Origin of the sequence: Synechococcus sp. CB0205, assembly GCF_000179255.1 — a bacterium.
GTDB lineage: Bacteria > Cyanobacteriota > Cyanobacteriia > PCC-6307 > Cyanobiaceae > Vulcanococcus.
Genome location: NZ_ADXM01000050.1, coordinates 56,807 through 80,126, shown reverse-complemented (window position 1 = coordinate 80,126; position 23,320 = coordinate 56,807). Strand labels below are relative to the sequence as shown.

The 23,320-nt window shown below is 62.3% G+C and carries 25 protein-coding genes and 1 tRNA gene; 18 read left to right on the top strand and 8 right to left on the bottom strand.

What is annotated here, in order from left to right:
- Positions 1 to 581: 581 nt before the first annotated feature.
- Positions 582 to 1,076 (bottom strand): allophycocyanin subunit alpha-B, encoded by a 495-nt coding sequence (locus CB0205_RS0110080; protein WP_010316991.1) that lies wholly within the window; start codon positions 1,074 to 1,076, stop codon positions 582 to 584.
- Positions 1,077 to 1,184: 108 nt separating this feature from the next.
- On the opposite strand from CB0205_RS0110080, the gene rlmD reads away from it, so the two are divergent.
- On the top strand, positions 1,185 to 2,561 hold the full coding sequence (gene rlmD, locus CB0205_RS0110075) for a 23S rRNA (uracil(1939)-C(5))-methyltransferase RlmD (RefSeq protein WP_010316990.1): 1,377 nt from the start codon (positions 1,185 to 1,187) through the stop codon (positions 2,559 to 2,561).
- Here rlmD and pheT read toward each other — a convergent pair.
- Positions 2,550 to 5,012, bottom strand: coding sequence for a phenylalanine--tRNA ligase subunit beta (gene pheT, locus CB0205_RS0110070; RefSeq protein WP_010316987.1), 2,463 nt, complete (start codon positions 5,010 to 5,012; stop codon positions 2,550 to 2,552). The two genes, rlmD and pheT, sit on opposite strands and share 12 nt — an antisense overlap.
- 116 nt (positions 5,013 to 5,128) lie before the next feature.
- Between pheT and rpmG the strand changes: the two genes are divergently transcribed.
- The 3 genes from rpmG (at position 5,129) to CB0205_RS0110055 (ending at position 7,623) form a co-directional block, all read left to right on the top strand.
- Entirely contained in the window at positions 5,129 to 5,323 is a 195-nt protein-coding gene (gene rpmG / locus CB0205_RS0110065) for a 50S ribosomal protein L33 (RefSeq protein WP_010316985.1), read from the top strand.
- Positions 5,324 to 5,370: 47 nt separating this feature from the next.
- Positions 5,371 to 5,592, top strand: a complete 222-nt coding sequence (gene rpsR, locus CB0205_RS15440; RefSeq protein WP_010316983.1) for a 30S ribosomal protein S18 — start codon at positions 5,371 to 5,373, stop codon at positions 5,590 to 5,592.
- A gap of 237 nt (positions 5,593 to 5,829) precedes the next feature.
- Positions 5,830 to 7,623 (top strand): ribonuclease catalytic domain-containing protein, encoded by a 1,794-nt coding sequence (locus tag CB0205_RS0110055; RefSeq protein WP_010316980.1) that lies wholly within the window; start codon positions 5,830 to 5,832, stop codon positions 7,621 to 7,623.
- A 3-nt stretch (positions 7,624 to 7,626) separates the two neighbouring features.
- On the opposite strand, the gene CB0205_RS0110050 is transcribed toward CB0205_RS0110055, so the two are convergent.
- Positions 7,627 to 9,438 carry an FAD-dependent oxidoreductase gene (locus CB0205_RS0110050; RefSeq protein WP_010316979.1) on the bottom strand — a complete coding sequence of 604 codons (1,812 nt, stop codon included), beginning with the start codon at positions 9,436 to 9,438 and terminating at the stop codon, positions 7,627 to 7,629.
- A gap of 73 nt (positions 9,439 to 9,511) precedes the next feature.
- Between CB0205_RS0110050 and metG the strand changes: the two genes are divergently transcribed.
- Positions 9,512 to 11,080, top strand: a complete 1,569-nt coding sequence (gene metG, locus CB0205_RS0110045; RefSeq protein ID WP_010316977.1) for a methionine--tRNA ligase — start codon at positions 9,512 to 9,514, stop codon at positions 11,078 to 11,080.
- On the top strand, positions 11,080 to 12,288 hold the full coding sequence (gene lptC, locus CB0205_RS0110040; protein WP_010316975.1) for an LPS export ABC transporter periplasmic protein LptC: 1,209 nt from the start codon (positions 11,080 to 11,082) through the stop codon (positions 12,286 to 12,288). Before metG ends, lptC begins: the two co-directional genes overlap by 1 nt.
- On the opposite strand, the gene CB0205_RS14670 is transcribed toward lptC, so the two are convergent.
- Positions 12,221 to 12,883 (bottom strand): cofactor assembly of complex C subunit B, encoded by a 663-nt coding sequence (locus CB0205_RS14670; RefSeq protein WP_043705901.1) that lies wholly within the window; start codon positions 12,881 to 12,883, stop codon positions 12,221 to 12,223. The genes lptC and CB0205_RS14670 overlap by 68 nt on opposite strands.
- Before the next feature lie 96 nt (positions 12,884 to 12,979).
- On the opposite strand from CB0205_RS14670, the gene CB0205_RS0110030 reads away from it, so the two are divergent.
- The 11 genes from CB0205_RS0110030 to CB0205_RS14660 all read left to right on the top strand — a co-directional run bounded on the left by CB0205_RS0110030 (position 12,980) and on the right by CB0205_RS14660 (position 19,713).
- Positions 12,980 to 13,405, top strand: a complete 426-nt coding sequence (locus CB0205_RS0110030; RefSeq protein WP_010316973.1) for a tellurite resistance TerB family protein — start codon at positions 12,980 to 12,982, stop codon at positions 13,403 to 13,405.
- 69 nt (positions 13,406 to 13,474) lie between these two features.
- A complete protein-coding gene (gene psb32 / locus CB0205_RS0110025) occupies positions 13,475 to 14,122 on the top strand; it encodes a photosystem II repair protein Psb32 (RefSeq protein ID WP_010316972.1) in 648 nt (215 codons plus the stop codon).
- Between the two features lie 7 nt (positions 14,123 to 14,129).
- Positions 14,130 to 15,275 (top strand): proton extrusion protein PcxA, encoded by a 1,146-nt coding sequence (pxcA, locus tag CB0205_RS0110020; RefSeq protein WP_010316971.1) that lies wholly within the window; start codon positions 14,130 to 14,132, stop codon positions 15,273 to 15,275.
- The gene (cobU, locus tag CB0205_RS0110015) at positions 15,268 to 15,843 is read left to right on the top strand and encodes a bifunctional adenosylcobinamide kinase/adenosylcobinamide-phosphate guanylyltransferase (RefSeq protein ID WP_156797922.1); all 576 of its coding nucleotides are present in this window, start codon (positions 15,268 to 15,270) and stop codon (positions 15,841 to 15,843) included. Before pxcA ends, cobU begins: the two co-directional genes overlap by 8 nt.
- Positions 15,844 to 15,848: 5 nt before the next feature.
- On the top strand, positions 15,849 to 16,322 hold the full coding sequence (locus CB0205_RS0110010; RefSeq protein ID WP_010316969.1) for a tRNA (cytidine(34)-2'-O)-methyltransferase: 474 nt from the start codon (positions 15,849 to 15,851) through the stop codon (positions 16,320 to 16,322).
- 155 nt (positions 16,323 to 16,477) lie between these two features.
- Positions 16,478 to 17,527 carry a peptidoglycan DD-metalloendopeptidase family protein gene (locus CB0205_RS0110000; protein WP_010316968.1) on the top strand — a complete coding sequence of 350 codons (1,050 nt, stop codon included), beginning with the start codon at positions 16,478 to 16,480 and terminating at the stop codon, positions 17,525 to 17,527.
- Positions 17,528 to 17,581: 54 nt separating this feature from the next.
- Positions 17,582 to 17,655 (top strand) — tRNA-Met (locus CB0205_RS0109995).
- 84 nt (positions 17,656 to 17,739) lie between these two features.
- Positions 17,740 to 18,228, top strand: coding sequence for a DUF3828 domain-containing protein (locus CB0205_RS0109990; protein WP_010316967.1), 489 nt, complete (start codon positions 17,740 to 17,742; stop codon positions 18,226 to 18,228).
- Positions 18,225 to 18,821 (top strand): uridine kinase, encoded by a 597-nt coding sequence (locus CB0205_RS14665; RefSeq protein WP_071777985.1) that lies wholly within the window; start codon positions 18,225 to 18,227, stop codon positions 18,819 to 18,821. The genes CB0205_RS0109990 and CB0205_RS14665 overlap by 4 nt, the downstream gene beginning before the upstream one ends.
- Positions 18,818 to 19,468 carry an alpha/beta family hydrolase gene (locus CB0205_RS0109980; RefSeq protein WP_010316963.1) on the top strand — a complete coding sequence of 217 codons (651 nt, stop codon included), beginning with the start codon at positions 18,818 to 18,820 and terminating at the stop codon, positions 19,466 to 19,468. Before CB0205_RS14665 ends, CB0205_RS0109980 begins: the two co-directional genes overlap by 4 nt.
- A 65-nt stretch (positions 19,469 to 19,533) precedes the next feature.
- Positions 19,534 to 19,713: a hypothetical protein gene (locus CB0205_RS14660; protein WP_010316962.1), complete on the top strand. Its 180-nt coding sequence runs from the start codon at positions 19,534 to 19,536 to the stop codon at positions 19,711 to 19,713.
- On the opposite strand, the gene rpaB is transcribed toward CB0205_RS14660, so the two are convergent.
- Together rpaB and CB0205_RS14655 are read right to left on the bottom strand one after the other, a co-directional pair.
- Positions 19,703 to 20,464: a response regulator transcription factor RpaB gene (gene rpaB, locus CB0205_RS0109970; RefSeq protein WP_010316959.1), complete on the bottom strand. Its 762-nt coding sequence runs from the start codon at positions 20,462 to 20,464 to the stop codon at positions 19,703 to 19,705. The two genes, CB0205_RS14660 and rpaB, sit on opposite strands and share 11 nt — an antisense overlap.
- 110 nt (positions 20,465 to 20,574) lie before the next feature.
- Positions 20,575 to 20,907 (bottom strand): hypothetical protein, encoded by a 333-nt coding sequence (locus CB0205_RS14655; RefSeq protein WP_010316957.1) that lies wholly within the window; start codon positions 20,905 to 20,907, stop codon positions 20,575 to 20,577.
- 153 nt (positions 20,908 to 21,060) lie between these two features.
- On the opposite strand from CB0205_RS14655, the gene CB0205_RS0109960 reads away from it, so the two are divergent.
- Positions 21,061 to 21,651 carry a peroxiredoxin gene (locus CB0205_RS0109960; RefSeq protein WP_010316955.1) on the top strand — a complete coding sequence of 197 codons (591 nt, stop codon included), beginning with the start codon at positions 21,061 to 21,063 and terminating at the stop codon, positions 21,649 to 21,651.
- A 50-nt stretch (positions 21,652 to 21,701) separates the two neighbouring features.
- Here the strand turns inward: CB0205_RS0109960 and CB0205_RS0109955 are convergent, their stop codons facing one another.
- Both CB0205_RS0109955 and purQ read right to left on the bottom strand, forming a co-directional pair.
- The gene (locus CB0205_RS0109955; protein WP_010316954.1) at positions 21,702 to 22,667 is read right to left on the bottom strand and encodes an LD-carboxypeptidase; all 966 of its coding nucleotides are present in this window, start codon (positions 22,665 to 22,667) and stop codon (positions 21,702 to 21,704) included.
- A complete protein-coding gene (gene purQ, locus CB0205_RS0109950) occupies positions 22,664 to 23,317 on the bottom strand; it encodes a phosphoribosylformylglycinamidine synthase subunit PurQ (RefSeq protein ID WP_010316953.1) in 654 nt (217 codons plus the stop codon). Before purQ ends, CB0205_RS0109955 begins: the two co-directional genes overlap by 4 nt.
- Positions 23,318 to 23,320 lie beyond the last annotated feature (3 nt).

The window sequence follows — 23,320 nt, the reverse complement described above, 5'->3', positions numbered from 1 at the left end:
TTGTCGTTGTTTTGGCTGCACAAGGCAATGCATTGACAGCCTGCACAAGACCGAGCATTCAGGCGATGTCCTTGCATCTCACCAGCACTGTCCAACACTCTGGACAACGCTCAAGAAGTCAGTTCAGGCATGCTTTCTCAAAGACGCGTACCTGCTGTAGACACAGGTACGCGCCTGATTCCCTCTGGGTATCGGCTCATTTCCGGTGTTTTCCGGCAAAACCAACTCGATCGTCTCCTATTGGTCCTACTGAGGGTCTAGGCCTGGAAGGCCACTGCGACCCACAAGAAGAGCTTCGGTAAAAGTCTGCGCAAGTCCAGCCAGAGGCATTCGAGGAGTTTTTCAGTCGGTACGCCTGAGACGCAGTTCAGGTCTTGTAATGAGGAGATGATGGGACTAACAATGTCGCGCTGTTTCTCGCCCTTTCGGTCGCGCAGAGAACGAGTCTCAGGCAACCCATTAGGCCGGCGTGCTGAGACTATGCATGCGTCTCATTCAGGACAAGAGCAACATGTCTAATCCTGTGAGTGAGCATGAAAAAAGCCGGCGTGTGCCGGCCGATGAGTCAAGAGGGATGAAGCTCAGCAGGGGGTCTGCATTCCTTGAATCAAGAAGTCGAAATAAGGAGCTGCGACGGCGGCATCCTCTTGGCTGAGCAGCACCAGAGCAGCTTCCTTCATGCAACGCATGGATTCGACCATGCCGGGCATCGGAACACCGAGGCTGTTGTACATCTCACGAGCACCCTCGAGGCCAATCTTCTGAATCAGCTCGGTGCTCCCAGCCAGGACGCCGTAGGTGACCAGACGCAGGTACCAGCCGAAGTCGCGCAGGCACTGGGCCCGTTGCTTAGAGCCGTAGGCGTTGCCGCCAGGTGCGACGTATTCGGGCTTACGGCTGAAGAGCTGCTTCGAGGCTTCGTCAACGATCTTCTTTTCGTTGTCGGTCAGGATCCGGACAACGGAAAGGCGATTGGAGCCGGTGGAGAGGAACTCCACCATGGAGCGCAGCTCACCGCCGGTGGGATAGCGGAGCTGATCGTCTGCCTGAAGGATCAGATCGCGTACGACGCTCATCGAAACCACCATTGACCCAGACACTGTATCCAGGACAAGCGCTGAAAAGCCCCGCTCAGAGCAGGTGTTTACGCACCGATAGGGTCAAAGAAGGACGGCAAGCGGGTGATGGCAGCAAGCAAGGTGCAGTTGGGCTCAACCATCGAGGTCCTGGTCACGGGGCTGGGCCATGAGGGCCAGGGCGTGGGCCGCTGGATGGAAACCGCTGTGTTTATCCCCGGGGCACTGCCTGGCGAAACGGTTCAAGCCCGTGTGCGCCGTTGTGCCAAGCGGCATCTGGAGGCTGAGCTGCTGGAGGTCAGCCAGGCGAGTCCCGAACGGCAAAAGCCGCCCTGCATCCTTGCGGAGCGCTGTGGTGGCTGCAGCCTGCAGCACTGCTCAAGTGCGATGCAGCTGGAGTTGAAAAGGGACCTGGTGCAACAGAGCCTGAGCCGGCTGGCCAAATTGGAGACCAGCGTTGAGGCGGTTTGGGGCTGTGAGCAGGGCTTTGGATACCGAAATCGCGCCCTCATCCCACTGGAGCGAGCGGAGGACGGCCGCTTGAGGGCGGGCTACTACAGACGCGGCAGCCACAAGATCGTCAATCTCAATCACTGCCCGGTCCTTGATCCAAGGATCGATGCCTTGATTGAGCCCATCAAGAAGGATTTGGAGAAGACCGGCTGGCCCGTTGATGTGAACCTCAGCGCCAAGGGCGGGCTGCGTCATCTGGCCCTGCGCGTGGGATCAGCAACGGGGGAAATCCTGATCACGCTGGTGAGCAGCCACCGGCAACTCAAGGGACTTGAGTCCCTGGCCCAACGCTGGATGGAGCGATGGCCGGAGGTCGTCGGGGTCGGGCTCAACGTTCAGCCGAAGGCCTCCAACGTCGTGATGGGCCCAGAGACTGACCTGATCGCCGGACGTGCCTGGCTACTTGAAATTTTCGATGGCATTGAACTGCGCATCGCAGCTGACACCTTCTTTCAAGTCAACACAGCCCAAGCGCAGCGGCTGGTTGAACCACTGCGGCAATTCTTTGCTGCAGGGAAGAGCGCAACGGTGATCGACGCCTACAGCGGAATCGGCACCTACAGCCTGCCCTTGGCACGCTCTGGCCTGAAGGTTCTGGGCCTTGAGGTGCATCCGTTATCGGTCAGCCAAGCCACGGCCAATGCCGAACGCAACGGGATCACGACCGCCTTTTTTGAACAGGCTGACGTGGCCGCGGTGCTGGCCGAGCGTTTGAAGATGACCGGATCCCTCCTGGTGGATCCGCCCCGCAAGGGACTGAGGGGCGAGGCGCTCGGCGCCATCCTTGATGGCACTCCAGATCGGTTGGCTTACATCAGCTGCAATCCCTCGACCCTGGCGAGGGACTTGCAGCAACTCTGCGGTGAAGAAGGCGGCTACCGCCTCGAGACGGTTCAACCGGTTGATTTCTTCCCTCAGACGAGCCATGTCGAGACCCTGGCCCTACTGACCCACAGCGGTTCAGCCGCGTAGCTGGGCACCGAACTGCTTTTCGAGGGCCGCACGGATTTTCTCGTGCGCCTCGTCGACCTCGGTGTCCTTGAGCGTGCGCTTGGGATCCCGATAGCGCAAGCGGAACGCCTGGCTGCAGGAGCCTTGCGCGACCTGCTCTCCGTCGTAGCGGTCCACCAGTTCAGCCTGCTCCAGAAGGGGCTTGCCCGCCTTGCGGATCGCATTCAACAGCTGAGCGCTGGCGGTGTCCGTTGGGACCACCAGGGCGAGATCGCGCTCGGAGGCGGGCACCGTGGCAAAGGGGGCAAAGCTGGGTTGCCAGCGATTGCGCCGGGTCGCCGCACTCAACAGCGCGACAACCTCCAATTGGAAGAGATAAGTGGTGGCCGGTAAATCGAACTGCTCCGCAAGGGCCGGATGGATCTGACCGAAATACCCCAGTGGCCGCCCTTCAACCACGATCTGGGCTGCACGACCGGGATGGAGCAGCGGATGATCACTCAACCGCCTGTCCTCCAAGGGCAGCTTCAGGGCGGCGAGTGCTGATTGGAGAACACCACGGGCACTGAAGTAATCAGGCGCTTGGGGCTTGCCGCTTTGACTCCAGAGCTCGGCCTGACGGGAACCACAGATCACACCAGCGAGGTGTTGGCTTTGCGGTGAACCCTGGGCCTTGGCATCGAACACATTGCCAATCTCGAAGGCCCAAATACCGCCACGACCAGCCTTCAGGTTGCGCTGCGCCGCCGAAAGCAGGTCATCGACCAGGCTGTCGCGCAGGTGGCTGTAGTCGGCCAACAACGGATTGGCGAGGGCGACGCGGCGGCTGGGATCAGCACCCGGACGGTCGACCTCTGCAGGGCCGAGGGACAGGCTGCAGACCTCCTGGAGACCAGCGCTAGCCAAGAGTCGGCGCAGCCGGCGCTCGGCCTCCTGCAGCGGGGTCAGCCCCCCCGGGGCAATGGGGTCCGGCAGGTGACTGGCGAAACGGTCGTAGCCCACCAAGCGGGCAACCTCCTCAATCAGATCCACCTCCCGTTGCAGGTCCATGGCCCGGGCAGGCGGAACCTGCACCAACCAACCCTCCTCGCCGGCCTGAAGGCTGCAGCCCAGGGCCTCGAGGATCCGCTCGATCTCCGCGTCCTCTAGATCGATCTCCTCGCCATCGGCCGTGACCACAGGACCGAGGAGGTTATGCAATGCGTCGCGGCGTAGCTCGAGTGGCGGCCTGGCTCCCTCGACACGTTGATGCAGCCAACGACCGTCCAGTTGGGCCCCGCAGATCTCCTGCAGCAAGGCCACTGCGCGGTCGGCGGCAGACAGGGTGACTTCGAGCGGCAGGCCCTTTTCAAAGCGACTGCTGGCGTCGGTCCGCAGCCCCACGCTGCGGGCGCTCTTGCGGACGGTCTGGGGAGCAAACATCGCCGCCTCGAGCCAGATCGATGTGGTCTTCTCCTGAACAGCCGACGCGTCACCGCCCATGACACCGGCCAGCGCAATCGCGTGGTCCGCGTAGCTCACGACCCAGGCGTCTTCACTGAGACTGTGGTCGCTGCCATCGAGGGTCGTGAAGGCTTCGCCAGGACGGCCAGCGCGGAGATCGATCGCCGCCGGGTCGAGCTGGCCCTCGCTCAATTGGGCCAGGCGATCTGCATCAAAGGCATGCAGGGGCTGTCCCTGCTCCAGCATGACCAGGTTGGTGATGTCCACGACGTTGTTGATCGGCCGGAGACCAGCACGCTCGAGTCGGCTCTGGAGCCAACGGGGCGAGGGGCCGACCTTCAGGCCCGAGAGGGCGGTCAGACTGAACAGGCCGCCGTCTTCGATGCGGTCTTGAACATCGGCGCCCACAGGCAGTGCCTCGGAGCTGACCACCGGTGTTGCGGAGGGCAGGTTGAGGGTTGCCCCAGTCAGTGCAGCCACCTCGCGGGCGATGCCGAGCATCGAGAGACCATCGGGGCGGTTGGCGGTAATCGCCAACTCCAGGACCTGATCGTCGAGACCAAAGAGGGGGCCAACCGGGCTGCCGATGGCCGGAACGGACCCAAGGGCCTCCTCGAGAACAACAATTCCGTCCGAGCTATCGGCCAACCCGAGCTCTGAGAGCGAGCAGATCATTCCGCTGCTGGCGACCCCGCGCAGCTCTGCGGACTTGATCTTTAAATCGACGGCCGGCAGGTAGGCCCCCACGGTGGCGACGGCGACGTGAATGCCGGCGCGCACATTTTTGGCTCCACAGACGATCTGTAGCGGAGCTTCAGCGCCGACTGAGACCGTGCAGACGCTCAGCTTGTTGGCGTCCGGGTGGGGTTCCCGCTGCTCAACAAAACCAACCACCACCCCTGCTGCACGGGCGGCCAGATCGGTAATCTCCTCAACCTCGAAGCCGGCAATCGAGAGCTTCTCAGCGAGAACGTCCGGTGCCAGATCGCAGGCCACCAGCTCCCGGAGCCATTGGAGCGAGACCTGCATCTGACACGGGCAAACAGAGCGTCGACTTTAAAGAGGCAAGACACCAGGCCAGGTCAGGCGACAAGGTATGGTTGACCACTGTCCAATCGCATCGCACAAGCGGCGCAACGTCCTTTATGGCTAAGAACAAGGGCGTCCGGATCGTGATCACTCTCGAGTGCACGGAATGCCGGTCCAACCCCGCCAAGCGGTCCCCTGGCGTGTCTCGTTACACCAGCCAGAAGAACCGCCGCAACACCACTGAACGGATTGAACTCAAGAAGTTCTGCCCGCACTGCAACAAGTCGACGGTCCACAAAGAGATCAAGTGATCTCGGCGGCGTGATCTCCGCGTTCTGCATTTCTCCTCCGTTCAGTCATGCCTAGTTCCTTCTTCAAGAAACGCCTTTCACCGATTAAGCCCGGTGAACCGATCGACTACAAGGATGTCGATCTGCTCAAGAAGTTCATCACCGAGCGCGGCAAAATCCTGCCCCGTCGTCTGACTGGCCTCACCGCCAAGCAGCAGCGCGATCTGACCAACGCGGTCAAGCGCGCTCGGATTGTGGCTCTCCTGCCCTTCGTGAATCCCGAGGGCTGATCCCTGAGCGTTGCGGTCTTCCACAGCGGCGATCTCGTCGGTCTGCAGGAGTCCCGCTCGCCTCAACTTGCCATCGTTGAATCCATCCAGGGCAGCAAAGCGCGGCTCAAGGTTGGATTTGACTCCAAGCAACAGGTTGTCCCGCAACGACACCTTGAGCTCATCTGCCCCCTGCCCAGTGGTGCGTCAGCGCCGCAGCGGCTGGGGGCTTCTCCATGGGCCCTCAACCACGACCGAGTGGCAGCGGCCAAACCACGCCCCTCCGCTTGGGGGGCCGCATGGCTCCTGCTGAAGGACTCCGGCGAAGCCGTGAGCTTGCTGGAGTTTTGCGATCTGCTCTATGGCAACACTGATCCGCTCCAGTTGAGTGCCTGTTGGCTGGCCCTAGTGGATGGTCAGCATTGGTTCCGTTGGAAACAAGGCCATGTTCAGGCCCGCACCCTGGAGGAGCTGAAGCCACTGCGTCGCGAACGACGTCTCAAGGCGATTGCAGAAGAGGAAGAACGGCGCTGGCTTCAACTGCTGAAGAGGCGCCAACCAACAACAGCAGATCAGTGCAGCGCCCTGCATCTGCAGTGGCTCGAGCTGCTGAAGGAGACGGCCAGTGGACGCCGTGAGTTGTCTGAGCTCCCGGATGGGTTGCGTCAGAGCCTGTCGCTGCTGCATCTGACGCAAGAGCGCTCCCAACTGCGTCATCTATTGGTGGACTTGGGTCAATGGGACCCCCACCAGCTCCTCTCCCTGGCCGGGACGGTCTGGAGTGAAGGGTTTTCAGAGTCGCTTGTCCTGGAAGCGCAACGACTAGAGGTAGAGGCTGAGCAGGCGCAGCCAAGCGACCCGACTCGGGTCGACCTCTGCCAGCAACGCTGCGTGACGATCGACGATGACGACACCCACGACATCGATGACGGTCTGGCAATCGAGAAAACTGCCGCTGGCCGGACAAGGATCTGGATCCATGTGGCCGATCCAGGGCGATTGATTCCAGCTGGCTCGCCCCTCGACCTAGAGGCGCGCAAGCGGGCCAGCAGCCTGTACCTGGCCCAGGGCAATGTGCCGATGTTTCCGGACAAGCTCTCCACCGGGGTCTTCAGCCTGCGGGCCGGACGCCGCACGGCGGCCTGGAGCACCTGGGCCGAGCTGAACGAGGACGGATCGCTGTCGGACTACGGCATGGTGCGCAGCTGGGTCAAGCCGATCTATCGACTCAGTTATGACGATGCCGATGAGCTGATCGAACTGGCCCCACCGCAGGACAGCGATCTTGCTGATCTGGAAGGCCTGCTGAATGCCAGGCGGCGCTGGCGACTCTCACAAGGGGCACTGCAAATGGATCTGCCTGAAGGCCGGATTCGAGCCCGGGAGGGACTGGCCCAGCTCGAGGTCACCGAACCGAGCAACTCGCGCCAGATGGTGGCCGAAGCGATGATCCTTGCCGGTGCCGTCGCTGCTCAGCTCGGACAGGACAGGGGAATCGCCCTTCCTTATCGCAGTCAGCTGCCCGCTGAACTCCCAGGACAAGCGGAATTGGACGCCCTTCCAGACGGAGCCGTTCGATTCGCCGCGATCAAGCGCTGCTTGAGTCGCGGCTTGATGGGCACCAAGCCAGCGGCCCATTTCAGCCTCGGGCTTCCGGCCTATGTGCAGGCCACGTCACCGATCCGGCGCTATGGCGATCTGCTCGTTCAGCGCCAGTTGGCCGCGGAGGAGCCGCTCTCGGAAGACGCCCTGCAGGAGCTGGTGAACGCGGTCGATGCCGCCATCCGCGAGGGAATCGCTATTTCCCGAGAAGACCAGCGGCATTGGCAGCAGGTTTGGTTTGAAGGACAGAAGGGCCAGCAGTGGCGAGCTCAGTTTCTGCGCTGGCTACGGCCACAGGACCATCTTGGCCGGGTTCGCATCGATGAGCTGGCGATGGATCTGGCTGCGGAATGCCCAAGCCACGCAACCCCGGGGGACGCCTTGCTGCTGCGCATCCAATCGGTCGACTCTCTTCAGGATCAGCTGAGACTCGTGGCGTCGGCCAGTTAAGACCTAGGGCGAGACAGCCGAGACTCTGAGCCAAGGCCCCCAGGGGTTGAAGCAGCCCAGCAGTTCCACCTGCCTGGGGCCATCGAGTTGTTCAAGCCACTGATCGACGCAGGGTTCAAGCGTGATCACAGACCAGCGACTGCGGCCCCACGTTGCTTCTGCCAAATCAACGGTATAGGAACCATCCCCCATGGGACGAATCGTTCCTTGGACGTGCACACGAGCTCGATCAATGGCCGATGGAGCCGGTTGGGCGGCGCCAGAGCTGGCTCCCTGCCATGAGCCAGATCCACTTAACCGTCCTGGTTCTTGAAGAACGGCGCGCTGACGCGCAGCCCAATCGGGATGGTTGAAGGGGGTGTCCCAGAGGGGAATGACCCCGGCTGGCGCAACGGGGTCGGCAATCAGGCGCTCCTGAATGTCAATCACCGGGAGGTCAGAGGGAACGCCACCGCGTTCAAATGCCAGGGCGGCAGCCGCACCCGCGGCCTGACCAATGTTGAAAATCACTGGCTGCAGGCGCGTGGCACCGTTTGCCATATGGGAGCTGCTGAAGGCCTTGTCGGCGGCCAGAAGATTGTCGAGATCGGCACTCAGGAGGACCTCGTAGGGCACACAAAACGGCGTGCCGCTCCAGCGCCCACCCCAGCGGCAGCTCTTGGCAGCCAGGGGCCAGTCATCCCCTGGGTAGTGGTGGTCATTGGCGTAATTGCCAACGGCAATGGAACTGATCTGTCCCTCTTGATTGCGGGGCAGAGTTGAAATCGAGCGGCCCGATCGTTCGGGAAGGAGATCCTGCTCAATGACGGTGCTGCGGCCCACCATTCGCCGCCCTTCTCGCCAGTACGGCATGGCCGCCAAGGCAGGGTCAGGACTGCCTGAATCCTGCGGAAAGGCATCGCCCAAGCTGAGCCAACCGGAGCAGAGCTCCATCAACTCCGCCGCAAAGCTGCGGCTATGGGCCTGCATCTCTCGCTCCAGCTCCGCTTCGGCGTCCGCCTGGTTGCTGAAGGCACGGTCCAAACCCTGATGCCAGTCATTGCCTTGCAAAGGCCAGTTCAGCATCACCAGGCCCCCAGGCAACCGCCCATAGGTGAGCGTGCGTTCCAGCCCAAACGCTTGGCAGGCCTGCTCAAACGGAGCGGGCAGTAGCGGCTTCTCCGGTAAGGCCTGGGCTGGCTTTTCCCCATGCAGTTGTCCCATCACCACCCAGGTGGGGGACTGCACCGGCTGTCGTTCAAAGAACGACTCCGTGGCGAGTCGTTCTGCACTGGGGGCGCTGGGTTCACCCCAGAGCTCCTGGGGTTCCCAGCCCAAGCGATAGGGGAGATCCAAGAAGGGCAGGAGGTCGCCCCGGTCACTGCCATCAATCAGGACGCTGCAGGCCAGCTGTTGCCGCTGCCCTTCACGTTCAATCTCGATGGAGCGCACCAGCCGCTCGGAACGGTTCACCGCCAGACAACGGCAACACGACAGCCAGGTCAGGTTGGGGAGCTCCTGCACCCACTGCTGCAGCAGGGCCTCGGCCTGGATCGGGCGAAAGCCAAAACAGCTGACCCAGTTCTGGTCAAGACCCTCTGGCTCCCGTTCCGCCATTCCCCGTAGAAAGGCCCCCCAGAGGCCGGTTTGCCAGGGACTCAGCTCGTTCCCATCAGGGCAACAGACCCCGGCAGCACTGACCATTCCCCCCAGCCAAGAACCAGGCGTGAGCAGAACGGTCGGAGCGCCGGCGCGGGCCGCTTGGATCGCCGCAGCCACTCCACCGGTTCCACCTCCCCACACCACCACCGGGGCGGAATCAATGCGGGCTGGCATGCCTGGATGGAGGAGTCAGCCCCAGGCTCGCAGCTGAAGGCACGATCGGGAAGGGCTGCGTAGGATCCCGCCGATGACTTACACCCTCACCACACCCCTCTACTACGTCAACGACAAGCCCCACCTGGGGAGCGCGTACACGACCCTGGCCTGCGATGCCCTGGCCCGGTTCCAGAGACTGAAGGGTGAGGAGGTGCTGTTCATCACCGGCTGTGATGAGCACGGCCAGAAGATTCAGCGCACGGCCGAGGCGGCAGGCCTGACCCCGCAGGCCCATTGCGACGGTGTGAGTGCCCAGTACCGAGAGCTCTGGGATCGCTGGCAGATCAGCAACAACCGCTTGATTCGCACGACGGATCCACGGCACCGCCAGGTCGTCCAGCAGTTTTTTGCGCGGGTCGAGGCGAGCGGAGACATCGTCGAAGGCCGCCAGCAGGGTTGGTACTGCGTGGCCTGCGAGGAATTCAAGGACGACCCCCATGAGGCCCAGGATCCGGAGTGCCCTATCCACCGCAAGCCGCTGGAATGGCGTGATGAGCTGAACCTGTTTTTCCGCCTCTCCCGTTACCAAGAGCAGATCGAGGCCCTGATCAGCCAACCCGGTTTTATTCAGCCGGTGAGCCGCCGCCGTGAAGTCGAAAACTTCGTCAAGCAAGGGCTGCGGGATTTCTCGATTTCACGAATCAACCTGCCCTGGGGAATCCCCGTGCCAGGCCATGAGGGTCACACCTTCTATGTCTGGTTCGATGCCCTCTTGGGCTACATCACTGCCCTGCTCGAAGAGGGCGATGCAGCTGATCTCGACACAGCGATCTCCAGGGGCTGGCCCGCTTCGGTGCACGTGATCGGCAAGGACATCCTTCGCTTCCATGCCGTCTATTGGCCGGCCATGCTGCTCTCGGCTGGACTTTCCCTGCCGGCAAAGGTCTTTGGCCATGGTTTTCTGACCCGCGAGGGTCAAAAGATGGGGAAATCCCTCGGCAACGTGCTCGACCCGGCCGACCTGCTCGAGCGCTGCGGCCGGGATGCCGTGCGCTGGTACCTGTTGCGGGACATCCCCTTCGGAGAGGACGGGGATTTCCAGCAGCAACGCTTCAGCGATCTGGTCAATAACGACCTGGCGAACACCATCGGCAACCTGCTGAACCGCACGAGCTCCATGGCTCGCCGTTGGTTCGATGAAGCCGTACCTCCAGCCGATCAGGCCAGGACCAGCACCCATCCCCTGGCCCAGGCGGCAGCACAGGCCAAGGACGCCAGCCTGGCAGCACTAGAGAACCTGGAGTTCCGCTCGGCGGCCGAGGCAGCCCTGCAACTGGCGATTAGCGCCAATGGCTATCTGAATGATCAGGCGCCCTGGAGCTTGATGAAGAAGGAGGGCACACGGGAGCAGGTGGCCAACGACCTCTATGCCGTGCTCGAAGCCGCTCGGCTCGTGGCCCTGCTGATGGCACCCCTCTTGCCCGATCTCTCCGGGCGAATGCTGCATCAACTCGGGCAACCGATTCCCGATTCCAATGCGACGGCCCAGGTGAGCTCGGCCTGGCTGGAGCAGCTCAGCTGGGGTGGACTCCAGAGCGGAGCACCGCTGCCTGAGCCCTCCCCGGTGATGGCACGCCTGGAACTGGAGGATCCGCTCTGATGGTTCGGATCAACCGAGCACTGCGGCTCAGTGCCGTCTGTCTGCTGGTCGGCTGCTCAACAGCGACCCGGCAAGGCAGCCAACCGTTTTCCTTCCGTGCCTTGGACCTGCGTCAGCAGGACCCCAAGGGAGCCCCGGCGTGGGAGCTCAAAAGTCCAGAGGCTCGCTACGACATCCAGCGCAAATTGGCCCAGGCACTGAGGCCCCGGGGCACGGTCTTTCGGCGCGGTGAGCCAAGCATCTTGATTGCTGCCGAGAGGGGCACCGTGATCGGCGATGGCCAAGCCATCCAGCTGGAAGGAACCGTCCGTATCACCCTGCTGGGCGAGGAACCGGTTGAGATCACCGGGGACACCGCCCGCTGGTTACCGCGCCAGGAGCTGATGGTCATCGACCAGAGGCCCGTGGCCCTCGATCGCCGGTCCCGCATCAGTGCGGAAACGGCTCAGTACTTCATCAAGCGTGACCTGGTCGAGCTCCGCGGTGCCCCCGTGCTTGAGCACTGGCAAGACGGACGCAGCAAAGCAGGCAACGCCAAAACACCCGCTCCGCTCCCCCTGAAAGTCAAAGCCCAGTGGGTCGACTGGAAGCCGGAGCGGGGCGATCTCACCGCACCTGCGGTGGTGCGCGGCGAGCAGTTCGAGCAATCCAAGCCGGCTCCAGCCAAAGACGAAAAGCCAGCGCCCAGCCTTGTCCTGACCGCCCAGGGGCTGCGCGGCAATTTGCGCCAGGGCTATGTGGACCTGGTCGCTCCGGTGCAGGTGCGCCGCGCCGATGGCAAGGGTTGGCTCGACGCCAAGCAAACCCGCTGGGCCATCAATGATCAGTTGCTCAGCAGCGACCAACCCTTCACGGGTCAGTTCAATGCCCTGAAAGCCAAGGGAGATCGCTTCACGGTCGATCTCGAGAAGAGTGATGTGAAGGTCTCCCGTGGCTGCGAGTTGGATCAGCCTGGTGAGCGGCTGACGGCCATGCGGTGTCTCTGGAACTGGCCGAGTGGGCGGTTTGTAGCCACCGATCAGGTGGTGCTCAAACGCGACACGTACAAGCAGGTGACGCGGGCCAAGCGCTTGGAAGGAAAGATCGGTGACGACGGAACCGCTGTCTTCAGTTCCCCCGGAGAACGGGTGAATTCCCGTTTCACCCTTCCGCCGAAGGGCCAAGGGGGAGGGGGAAAGAAGCGAGCTCCTGCTCCAATTGCGTTCTGAGCTTCAAGCTCCAACCCTCAATCCAGCTCTCATCGCTGCGGCTGAAGCAACGCGGCGACCATCCCGCCACCAGCAGCAGTCCATCCTCAGCAATCGGTTGAATGATGAGCGCTGGAGTGTTCTCGGGGAGTCCCTTGAACTCATCACGACCGGGATAGAGCGCCAGGTTCACCAGGTTGATCGCCTTCTGCGTTGCCCAAGCCCGCTCGCAAATCGGGCCTGGCTCAAAGGGGCTGGAGTCGAGCACCCCCCGTCGCAGGAGCACCCGCCCGCGCCAGAGCAGTAACAGTGAGGCCGCCGGGGTCGCGGTCAACAGCATTTGACTGCCCCAGCCCAACTCTTGACGGAGGGAATCGGGCAGCTCGGCTGCGAGCTCCAGGCCCTGCTCACCGACTAACGCCACCCGATCTGGGGCCAGCGGAGCGGCCCTAGTCCAGAGGACAGCGACCAGCATCAAGCCAACCGAGAGCAGGCTGCTCAACACCCCAGCCCTCTCCAACGCAGGGCTCAACTCAGTCGCACTGAGCTGATTGCCGACACACAAGAGCAGACCGAGAATGCCAATGAGCAAGCAGACGCGAGCTGGAAGAGGCACGGTGTCGGCGCTTTGCCCCCTCACGTTGTCACAGGCTCACATCCGCCTCCACATGGCGCGGGTTGACGCTCAAATGGGGCAACTTCCGCAGGGACCATGGGCCAGCCCGAGCTCACGTCAGCGCCAGAGGCCTTCGCTGCCGTGGCCCTCGCTGCGATTGCAGCCGATGGGGAACTGAGTGCTGTTGAGGCCAGGGCCCTGCGCCAACAACTGGAATATCGCCAACCCTTCCGCAGGCTGAGCGATCAGGACATGGGTGCACTGCTGGATCGGGTGTTGCTGCAACTCAGGGCCAGCAGTTGTGCGGAGCTGATCCTGCAGGCAACCCCCCTCCTTTCAATGGCACAACGGGAAACGGCCCTGGCCGTTGCGGCCCACCTCATTCACGCCGATCACATCGAAACCCAAGCCGAACTGACCTTCCTGGATCAATTGCGGGACGCCTTTGGCCTTGAGCCAGCACGAAGTGCATCAATCCTTGAGGTGATCTCCCTGCTGCATCGCGACAGCTTGGCCAGCTAGGGGCAGACTGTGCCCAGGTTTAAGCGTTCGCTGGTGCGTCACGTCCTCCGCAGAAAGCTCTGGTCTCTGATGATGGCCGCTGCCCTGGTGCTCACCAGCCTGATCGCGCCATCGGCAGCACTCGCCACTGGATTGGCCGACTTTCCTGTGCAGCGTCCCAGCAGCCACGTGATTGATAGTGCCGATGTGCTGAGTCGCGCCGCCAGCGGTGATGTCAACCAGCGACTCGAGCAATTCTCGGAATTGGGGGTGGATGCCCGCTTGGTGACCCTGAGGCGCCTGGATTACGGCGTCAGCCTGGAGACCCTTGGCGAGGAACTTCTGCAGCAGTGGCAGGACGAGGCCAGCCGCGATGGCTTGCTGTTGCTCCTGATCGAGGCGCAGAACAACAGTGCAGCCGTCGTTGCCAGTCCAGCTCTGCTTGAGCAACTTCCCTCCACCTTGCTCTCCAGCACGGCCATCAGCACCATGGGACTTCCCCTGAGGGAGGGCTCCCGCTACAGGCAAGCCAGCCTCGACGCCCTAAGCCGACTCGAAGTCGTGCTCAACGGGGGCGAAGATCCCGGTCCGCCACAGCTTGTGGAGCGCATGCCAGTTGAGACCAATATTCCAACCAAGGAAGAAACCGAGTCCAGCAACGCCTTCCTTTGGGTTGTCGTTTTGCTGGTGGTTGGCACCCTGGTGCCAATGATCACCTGGTGGGTCTTCTCCCGCTGAGATCGCCATGGGGTTGACCGATTGGATTGGAAGCTTTGATCGGGCCAGTACCCACGATCTGAGCAACAACCTCGAGAGGGCCTACGAAGCCGCGCTCCTAATTCAGAGCCTCGAGCTTGAGTACTACAACGACCGCCCAGTTCGCCCTGAGATTGAACTGAGCATCCCTCAATCCGCCAAGGCCCTGATGCTGCGCCGCTTTCGCGCAGCCCTGCAGGTCGCCCAGGACAACCTGGCGGATGTCGCCCCGAAGCGTTCCGAGCTCGATAGCCAAGAGCTCAGACAGTTGCAGCTTGTGGAGAGCGTTGTCTCCCGCTACGGCCGAGGACGCAGCAGCGCTCCAGCCATGTCCCGGTCCCCGGAGATGCTGCCCCGCAGCCTGCTGGGTGTGTTTGATGGGGTCCGCCGCCAGCTCGACCCTGAGGCCGAAGCCTCCTTGGTGGCTGGTTTCCGCCGCCGGCGGGACTCGACTCTTGTGTCCCTGCGGGTGCTGCTTCTGTTGATTCTCGTGCCGCTGGTGATTCAACAGGCCAGCCGGAGTCTGGTGATTTCACCGCTGATGAATCGCTATGCACCGGAGATTCCCTTCCTCAATTACACCAAGCCCCACCTTCAAGAGAAGGCCGTCGCCAAGTTGAGGCTGTATCAACAGGAGCTCGAGTTTGAGGCTCTGTTGGAAGGGAAACAGCCTCCCTCCCCAGAGGAGATTCAATCCGCCCTGGCCCGCCGGGCCAATGCCCTCAAGGATGAAGCGGATGCAGAAAGCATCGAAGCTTCAAAGAATGTCCTTGCCGACCTGGCGGCGCTGGTTGGCTTTGTCTTGGTCTGCCTGTTTGGCCGCCGGGACCTTCAGGTGCTGCGGGGCTTTCTCGATGAGGCCGTCTACGGCTTGAGCGACAGCGCCAAGGCCTTCGCCATCATCTTGTTCACGGACATTTTTGTTGGCTTCCACAGCCCCGAAGGATGGACCGTCTTGCTCGATGGGATTGCCCACCACCTGGGTCTTCCCGCCGAAGAGAACTTCATCCTTCTGTTCATTGCCACCTTCCCGGTGGTGCTGGCGACGATTTTCAAGTACTGGATCTTCCGCTACCTCAACCGCGTTTCTCCATCGGCCGTGGCAACCCTCAAAAACATGAACGGTGGTGGCTAGTCCCGCCGAGCCTGCGGGTCTGGTTGTTGTCACTGGACCCAGCCGCAGTGGCAAAAGCCGTTGGGCCGAACATCTCGCTGCGCTCCACCCGGGCCCAGTTCTCTACCTCGCCACCGGACAGCCTCCTGGCGAAGACGAACGCTGGGCACAACGCATCCGAGACCATCAAGACCGCAGACCCTCTGGTTGGCAGACCCTGGAAGTCGGCGCCGACCTGACCGCTGCGCTTTCGGGTCTCACTCCATCCGCTGATGGCCAGGAGCCCAGGCTCCTGTTGATCGACGCCCTGGGAACCTGGCTCGCCCAACACCTGGAGGCCTCTGCTGAGCAGTGGCAGGACTGCAGCACGGCCCTGTTAAACCAATTGCAACAGCAGCATGAGCCTGTGATCTTGGTGATGGAGGAAGTCGGTTGGGGCGTGGTTCCTGCCACGGCCATCGGCGGGCTCTTCCGCGACAGGATGGGGGACCTGCAACAACGGTTGACCGCGATCAGCCATGAGGCTTGGCTCGTGGTCAACGGCCGAGCCCTGAACCTCCACGAGCTCGGTATCCCCGTCCCGCGCTAGATGCCATGCCCAGGGTGGTGCTGTTTCAACCGGAGATTCCACCGAATACGGGGAACGTGGCCCGCAGTTGCGCAGCGAGCTGCACCGAACTGCATCTCATCGAGCCCTTGGGCTTTCAGATCGATGACCGAACCCTGAAGCGGGCCGGTCTCGACTATTGGCCCTGGGTTCAACTGGAGCGCCACGCCAACTGGGAGCAGTTCCTAGAGAAGCGGCGTCAGCGCGGCGGCCGCCTGCTCGCCCTGAGTCGCCACGCCAGCGAGCCGTACCACCGCATTCAGTACCGAGCGGATGACTGGCTGCTGTTTGGCCGTGAGAGCAGCGGCCTGCCCGGGGAGCTCCTAGAGCACGTGGACCAGCGACTGTTGATCCCCATGCCGGGCTCGGTGGACCAGGGCGGCGGGGTGCGAAGTCTGAATCTCGCGACATCCGTGGGTGTTGTTCTCTTCGAGGCACTCAGGCAACTCGAAGTGGGCTAACCCTTTGCAGGGCAAGGGGTCTCAGATCGAGATTGGGTTGTGGTCGACCCAGAAGTTGACCCTTATGACTTGCGCGGGTACCGGCCAGTCGTTAATCTCGCGCCGTCCGGAGGATGTTGGCTTCTCCACCGGGCTTTGACCTTTGGCCAAACTGGATGAAGCCTGTTCACTTTCTACTGACGACGGCAGCAAGCACTGCAGCCCTTGGGGCTGCCGGCACCGTTGTCGCCCCCTCCCTGGCTGACTCCAAGTCAGGAACGCTGCCGATCTCAGCTCCACCTGCCCTGAGCGCAGACCTGATCGCTGCCGCTGAGACCAGGCCCAGCACCGAGAAGATCTGGGTCAAAGCCCGTCAAGCCATCACCCTCAAGCACCTCGCCAGTCAGCTGGCGCAGGACGAGACGCTGATCAGCCAGCTGAACGACGTCAAGGCTGATCACGTCTTTGGCCGCAGTGAATGGATGGTTCTCCCCAGCACCGCCATCAAGCAGGTCAAAACGGTTGCCGCCGTTGACACGTCTGAACTGCGGCGCACCCCACCCCTTGAGGCACCGCCAGAGCCCAGTGAGACCGCTCGCATCCGCCGCGGTGACACCACCTTGGCCAAGGTTGCCCAGCGCTACAACCTCAGCATTCAGAAACTCCTGAAGCTGAACCCCGGTCTTCGGGGAGCCCAGCTTGTTGTTGGTACCCCAATCCGTATCGCCCAGGCCAATGCAGGGCGCAGCCGCATGGTGCTTGGTCTGAAGCCCGTTGGCTCCGGTGGTCTGAGCTGGCCCGACCAACCCGACTTTGGGTTCGGGGAAGGGGAGAACTTCAATGACCGTGCCTGGGTCTGGCCCACCAAGGGCATCTTTACCTCCGGCTATGGCTGGCGTTGGGGTCGGATGCACCGCGGCATCGACATTGCCAACAACATCGGAACGCCGATAGTTGCGGCTAAATCGGGTCAGGTGGTTTCCGCTGGCTGGCATGGCGGTGGCTACGGCTATCTCGTTGAGCTGCGGCATGCCGACGGAACCTTGACCCGCTACGGCCACAACAGCAGGATCCTGGTTCGTGCTGGTCAGTTCGTGCCCCAGGGCAAGGTGATCTCCCTGATGGGCAGCACCGGGCGGAGTACAGGTCCCCACCTGCACTTCGAAATCATCCCCGCCGGCCGTGGAGCGGTGAATCCGCTTCAAATGCTGCCCCCTAGGGCCTGATCGCAGCTGCGAACAGGGTTTCGGCACGGCGATCCTCTACAATCACCTCACCGCGGCTCGGTAGCTCAGCTGGTTAGAGCGTGGGATTCATAACCCCAAGGTCGGGAGTTCAAGTCTCCCCCGAGCCATCGCTTATTGCCTCGCTTCGGCGGGGCTTTTTGCTGTCTGCGTTCACTCCACGCCTAGAGTCTGGCCAGTTAAACCGGGGTGTGATGCAGGCATTCCGACAGGTCTTGCCGTTCTTGGCCTGCGCGGCGCTGGCGCCTCCCAGCGCACTGGCCTGCAGCTGCTCACCGGCCATCGAGACGCCCATCACTCAGCTGTATCGCTGGCAAATCGGACGGCAGGACACACCGGGGCGCCCTGAGCTGAAGTCCATCCAAAACCTTCTCAGCCCAGCGTTGTACCAGGACTTGAGCGCTGCCTATCAGCTCAACCCAGGTGAGGGGCGTGGCTATTTGGATTTCGATCCCTTCAGTGGCACGCAGGTTTACACCCACAACGTGCTCGTGGTGGGCTGCAGCGGCGACAGTGCCGATGTCGCGGTGTTTACGGGTCTGAAAGGACGTCTCTCCGAGACTCCACAACGGCTCTCTCTGCAGATGCAGCAGACCGCCGATGGATCATGGGTGGTGGGTGATGTCAGCTACCCCAGTGGGTTCCAGCTGAGCAGTTTTCTCTCTGGCTTGTTGAAGCAGTGATCCCTCTTCTCTGTCTCTGCGGCCCGTCCGCTGCCGGGAAAACCAGCATGACGCGAGCCCTGCAGGACCATCTGGAGAGTGACGGCATCAGGGTGTTGCCACTGTCCTGTGATGACTACTACTGGCACGAATGGACCCCGGATGCGGTCTACGGCTACGACACCCCTGCCGGAATTGATGCCGAGGCTCTGCTTGCTGATCTGGAGCAGCTCTGCAGGGGGGACGCCACCAGCCTTCGCCGCTACGACATGGTCAGCCACCAGGCCCGGCACGAGCCTTTGATGCAGGCCTATGACCTGATTGTTCTCGAGGGCTCCTTTGGTCCCCAGCTCCTGCTGGAGGAGCCGCTGCTGCGATCGATGGTCTATCTGGAGCTCACGATGCCGCTGCGCCTCTGGCGACGCCTACTGCGTGATCGCCGTGAACGCGGGCATTCCTTGGCGTATGTGATTCGGCAGACCGTGCTGGAGACGCTGCCCGGGGAAAGGGAATTCATTCTTCCCTTGAAACCGCAAGCCGACCTGGTCATCCAAAACAGCACGGCAGGCCTTGCGACACTGACGGAACATGCCCGCTCCCTCCTGGTGCCATGACCCGTGACGATGGAGCGAGGCTGATCAATGGACCCGAGACGGCCAACACCACACTCCTTCTTGCCCACGGTGCAGGCGCACCGATGGATAGCCCCTGGATGAACACCGTGGCCGAAGGCATCGGCAATTGCGGTGTTCGGGTGGTGCGCTTCGAGTTCCCCTACATGCAGCGAAGTCGGGAGCTGGGTCGACGTTGTGGACCAGATCGACTCCCCAAACTCCTTGATGCCTACCGCGAGGAGGTAATCAGCGAACAACAGCGGCAAGGTGGCGCCAATCTGTTCATCGCTGGGAAGTCCCTCGGAGGGCGCATCGCCAGCCTGCTCATCGACACGCTGAGCGACGTCCAGGGTTGCCTGTGCCTTGGCTATCCCTTCCATCCCCCAGGACAACCAGAGTCATTGCGCACCGACCATCTCGAGGTCATGCACTCCCCGTGCCTCATTCTCCAGGGGGAACGGGACAGCTTTGGACGCCGTGAGGAAGTGGAGCGCTATCCACTGGCCGCGTCGGTGGAGTTGACCTGGTTGCAGAGCGGAGATCACAGCTTTAAGCCCACCAAGGCCTCCGGACTCACTGAGTCAGACAACTTGCAGGCCGCTATCGACCACTGTCAGAACTTCATGACCCATCACCAGCGCGGGTAGCCCAGGCGACGGAAGAACAAGGGCAGTGTGACCAACACTTGTGGAGCCAACACGGCCACCGAACAATGCGCGAGGTCGTCTTTCGCGTTTCCTGCTCAGCTGAAAACCTGCAAGCCCAAAGTGAGCAACCGCAGCTGAGCATTCGCTCCAGCAACCTTGAGGAACTGCACTACGCAGCTCGGGATGCCTTGATGAACCACTTCGGCCCCAGCCATGGGGCCTATCGGGTTCGCTTTACGCGCTGAGGGTCTCGAGCGCCTGGGGAATGCGCTGGAACATGTAGCCCAAGCCCCGAGCGGTGAGAATCAGTTCCGGGTTTTCGGGATCATCCTCGAGCTTGGCCCGCAGCCGGGAGATGTGCACATCCACCACTCGGCTGTCGGAGGAGCGCTCGGGCTTATAGCCCCAGACCTTCTCCAGCATGTCCAGGCGACTGATCGGTTCGCCAGACCGGCTAAGCAGAAGCTCCAGCAGGTTGAACTCCATGCCGGTCAGTCGGATGCGCTCATCGCCCCGATGGGCCTGACGCTTGTTGAAGTCGATGCTGAGGTCACCCACGACCACCACATGGGACGTGCGGCCGGGCCCGGCCACCCCATTGGCCTGAACAGAGCTGACGCGCCGCATGACGCAGCGAATTCGCGCCTCCAGCTCCTTCGGGCTGAAAGGTTTCACCATGTAGTCGTCGGCGCCAAGCTGCAGACCCGTGATCCGGTCTGCCACATCGCCGAGGGCGGTCAACAGGATGATCGGGACCTCCGACTGGGCACGAATGCGCTCGGTCACGGCAAAACCGTCGAGCTCCGGCATCATCACGTCGAGAACCACGACATCCGGTTCTGATGCGCGGAAATGCTCGAGTGCCTGGGCTCCGTTCTCGGCAAGGGTCACCTCGTGACCAAGCATCACCAGGCGGGTCTCAAGGATTCGACGAATGTTCTCTTCGTCATCTGCGACCAGGATCTTGAGGGGAGCGGTCGTCGTCGCTTCAGTCATCAAGAGGGGATCAGATGCTGTTCTGAATCAACGAATAGCCGAGTGGGTTCCCGTTTATGAAGGAACAACAGGCTTTGTAACGAAGCCGCGGAGGGACTGTCCCAGACTGCCTAGTTCTCCTGTTCTGTGAAGGCGTCCAGCAGAACGGGCACCGTCACGATCGGGTCAAAGCTCGTAATCGCAGGCTGCGGAGTGGGATCGGCCTGACGGCGGAAACGATTCGAACTGGTCCGACTGGGGGCCGGCGAGCTCGCCTGAGGGGAGGCGCTTGGTTGGTCCGCCTCGGAGCGGCGACGGATTGGATTACGCCGGGTCGCCTCTGGACGGGTCGTGGACAGTGGCCGCTGGATCGGTTGGTCCTTCAACTCCCCGCGGAGCTGGTTCAGTAGCCGAAAATGGCCGGTGGTGTTGTATTTCTGCAGCAGCGACGGATCCCAAGCCATTAGCGCTGGTCTGTAAGACCCTCAGCCTATTGGGCGGCGCGGGTGCAGGAGAAGCGTGATAAATTGTTGCGGTGACAACTGGAAGTCGATCCGGGTTCGGGTTAACCGAAACGTTGGGTCTAATCCCTGTCTCCACCAATCATTTCACGGATTATGTCGAGGCTCGTCGGTCTTCAGGCTCCTGACTTCACCGCCACTGCAGTGGTCGATCAGGAATTCAAGGAGGTGACCCTCTCCTCATACCGCGGCAAGTACGTGGTGCTGTTTTTCTACCCCCTGGATTTCACCTTCGTCTGCCCGACGGAGATCACGGCCTTCTCCGATCGCTACAGCGAGTTCTCCAGCCGTAACTGTGAAGTCCTGGGCGTCTCCGTGGACAGCCAGTTCTCTCACCTCGCCTGGGTGCAGACCGACCGTAAGAACGGTGGTCTCGGCGACATCGCCTATCCCCTGGTCGCTGACCTGAAGAAGGACATCGCCCGTTCCTACGAGGTGCTGGACGAGGAAGCCGGTGTGGCCCTGCGCGGTCTGTTCATCATCGATCCCGATGGTGTGATCATGCAGAGCACCATCAACAACCTGCCCGTCGGCCGCAGTGTTGACGAGACCCTGCGACTGCTCCAGGCCTTCCAGCACATCCGCAACCACCCCGACGAGGTCTGCCCCGCCAACTGGACCCCTGGCGAGAAGACCATGAACCCCGATCCCGTGAAGAGCAAGGAGTTCTTCGCTGCTGTGAACTGATCCCCAGTTCCCATCGATCTACGGGGGCCGAGAGGCCCCCTTTTTTATGTTCAATCAGGGGCTGCCAGGCTCAGTTCCCCTGTCGCACCGTCCAACTGCGCTGGAACGCCGAGGGGAAGTGCCATGTTGGGCCGCCCGTGGCCGACTGGTAGCTGATGCACCAGCGGGATACCCAAGTTGCCGAGCCGCTCCTCGAGGATCTCCTCCATTGAGAAGTCCCCTGGCAAGACATCGTCCTCAGCCCAGCTGAAGCGCCCTAGGCCAATCCCCCGCACACCATCGAGCAACCCTGAGCTGCGCCACTGCGTGAGCTGCCGATCGACGCGATAGGGAGCTTCACCGGTGTCCTCCAGCACCAAGATCTTGTCCCGCAGGGCGGGAAGCCAAGGCGTACCGATCAAGCTCGTGGCAATGGTGAGGTTGCTCACCACCAGTGCTCCGCGAGCGAGGCCTGGCCGTAGACGCCGGCCCTGAAGGGATGCCACAGGCCTCCCCTTGAGCAGAGAAGACAGGCGTTCCCACTGAACGTCCGATCCGCCAAACCAGCCATGCACCCCACCGCAACTGCCTGCGGCGAGTTGGGCGAGGAGCACCGCTGAGCAATCTGAAAACCCAACACACCAGCGTGGGGTGGCCGGGATGGACCAGCCCTGCTCGAGCACGCGTGCACTACCCCAGCCCGCCCCGACCAAGAACAGTGCGTCAATGGAGGGATCGAGCCAGGCGTGCCGCAGGGAGGAGGCGCGCTGCTCATCCGTCCCGGAGAACCAACGCCACTGGCCCAAGAGTTCAGGCGGAGTGAGAAGCCTCCAACCCTCCTGCCGGCAGCGCCGCCGCAGGAGCTCCAACGTCGGATCCTCTCGCTCAAGCCAGGTGCCTGGTGCGAGCGCTGCAATCCGTGCTCCCGGCTTCAACGGTGCCGGGCCGCGCTGCGTCGCTGCTCGGGAGCGGGCAGCCAGGGGAACCGCTGCCGCTAGTGCCCCAAGGAGCAGCTCACGGCGGCGCCAGGGTTTCATCCCAACAGGCTGGCCAACAGACGGCGTCCATCGACCCCACCGGTCGCTGGGTCACAGGCCCGTTCGGGGTGGGGCATCAGGCCGAGCACATTGCCCTGGGCATTGGTCAGGCCAGCCACGTCGGCGACGGAGCCGTTGGGATTGCGGCAGTAGCGCAACACCACTTGGCCTTGGTCCTCAAGGGCCTTGAGGTCATCGGGAGCGGCCTGGTAGCGCCCCTCTCCATGGGCGATAGGGAAATTCACCACCTCGCCGCTGCTGTAGCCCTGCAGCCAGCTGCACTGGCCCGGCTCAACGCGAAGATCCGTGGGCTCGCAGATGAAGTGGAGTTTCTGGTTACGGGTCAGGGCGCCTGGCAAGAGGCCCATCTCGGTCAGCACCTGGAAGCCATTGCAGATTCCCAGCACGCGACCGCCGCGCTTCGCGAAGGCCGCGACTTCCTCCAGCACAGGGGCGAAGCGCGCAATCGCTCCGCAGCGCAGGTAGTCGCCGTAGCTGAATCCGCCTGGAATCACCACGGCATCAAGACCACTCAGATCCCGCTCCTCATGCCAGAGGAAGCGGGTTTCGATGCCCAAACAGCCCTGGGCTGCCCACTGGACATCCCGGTCACAGTTTGAGCCGGGAAAAACAACGACACCAAGGGTCATGGC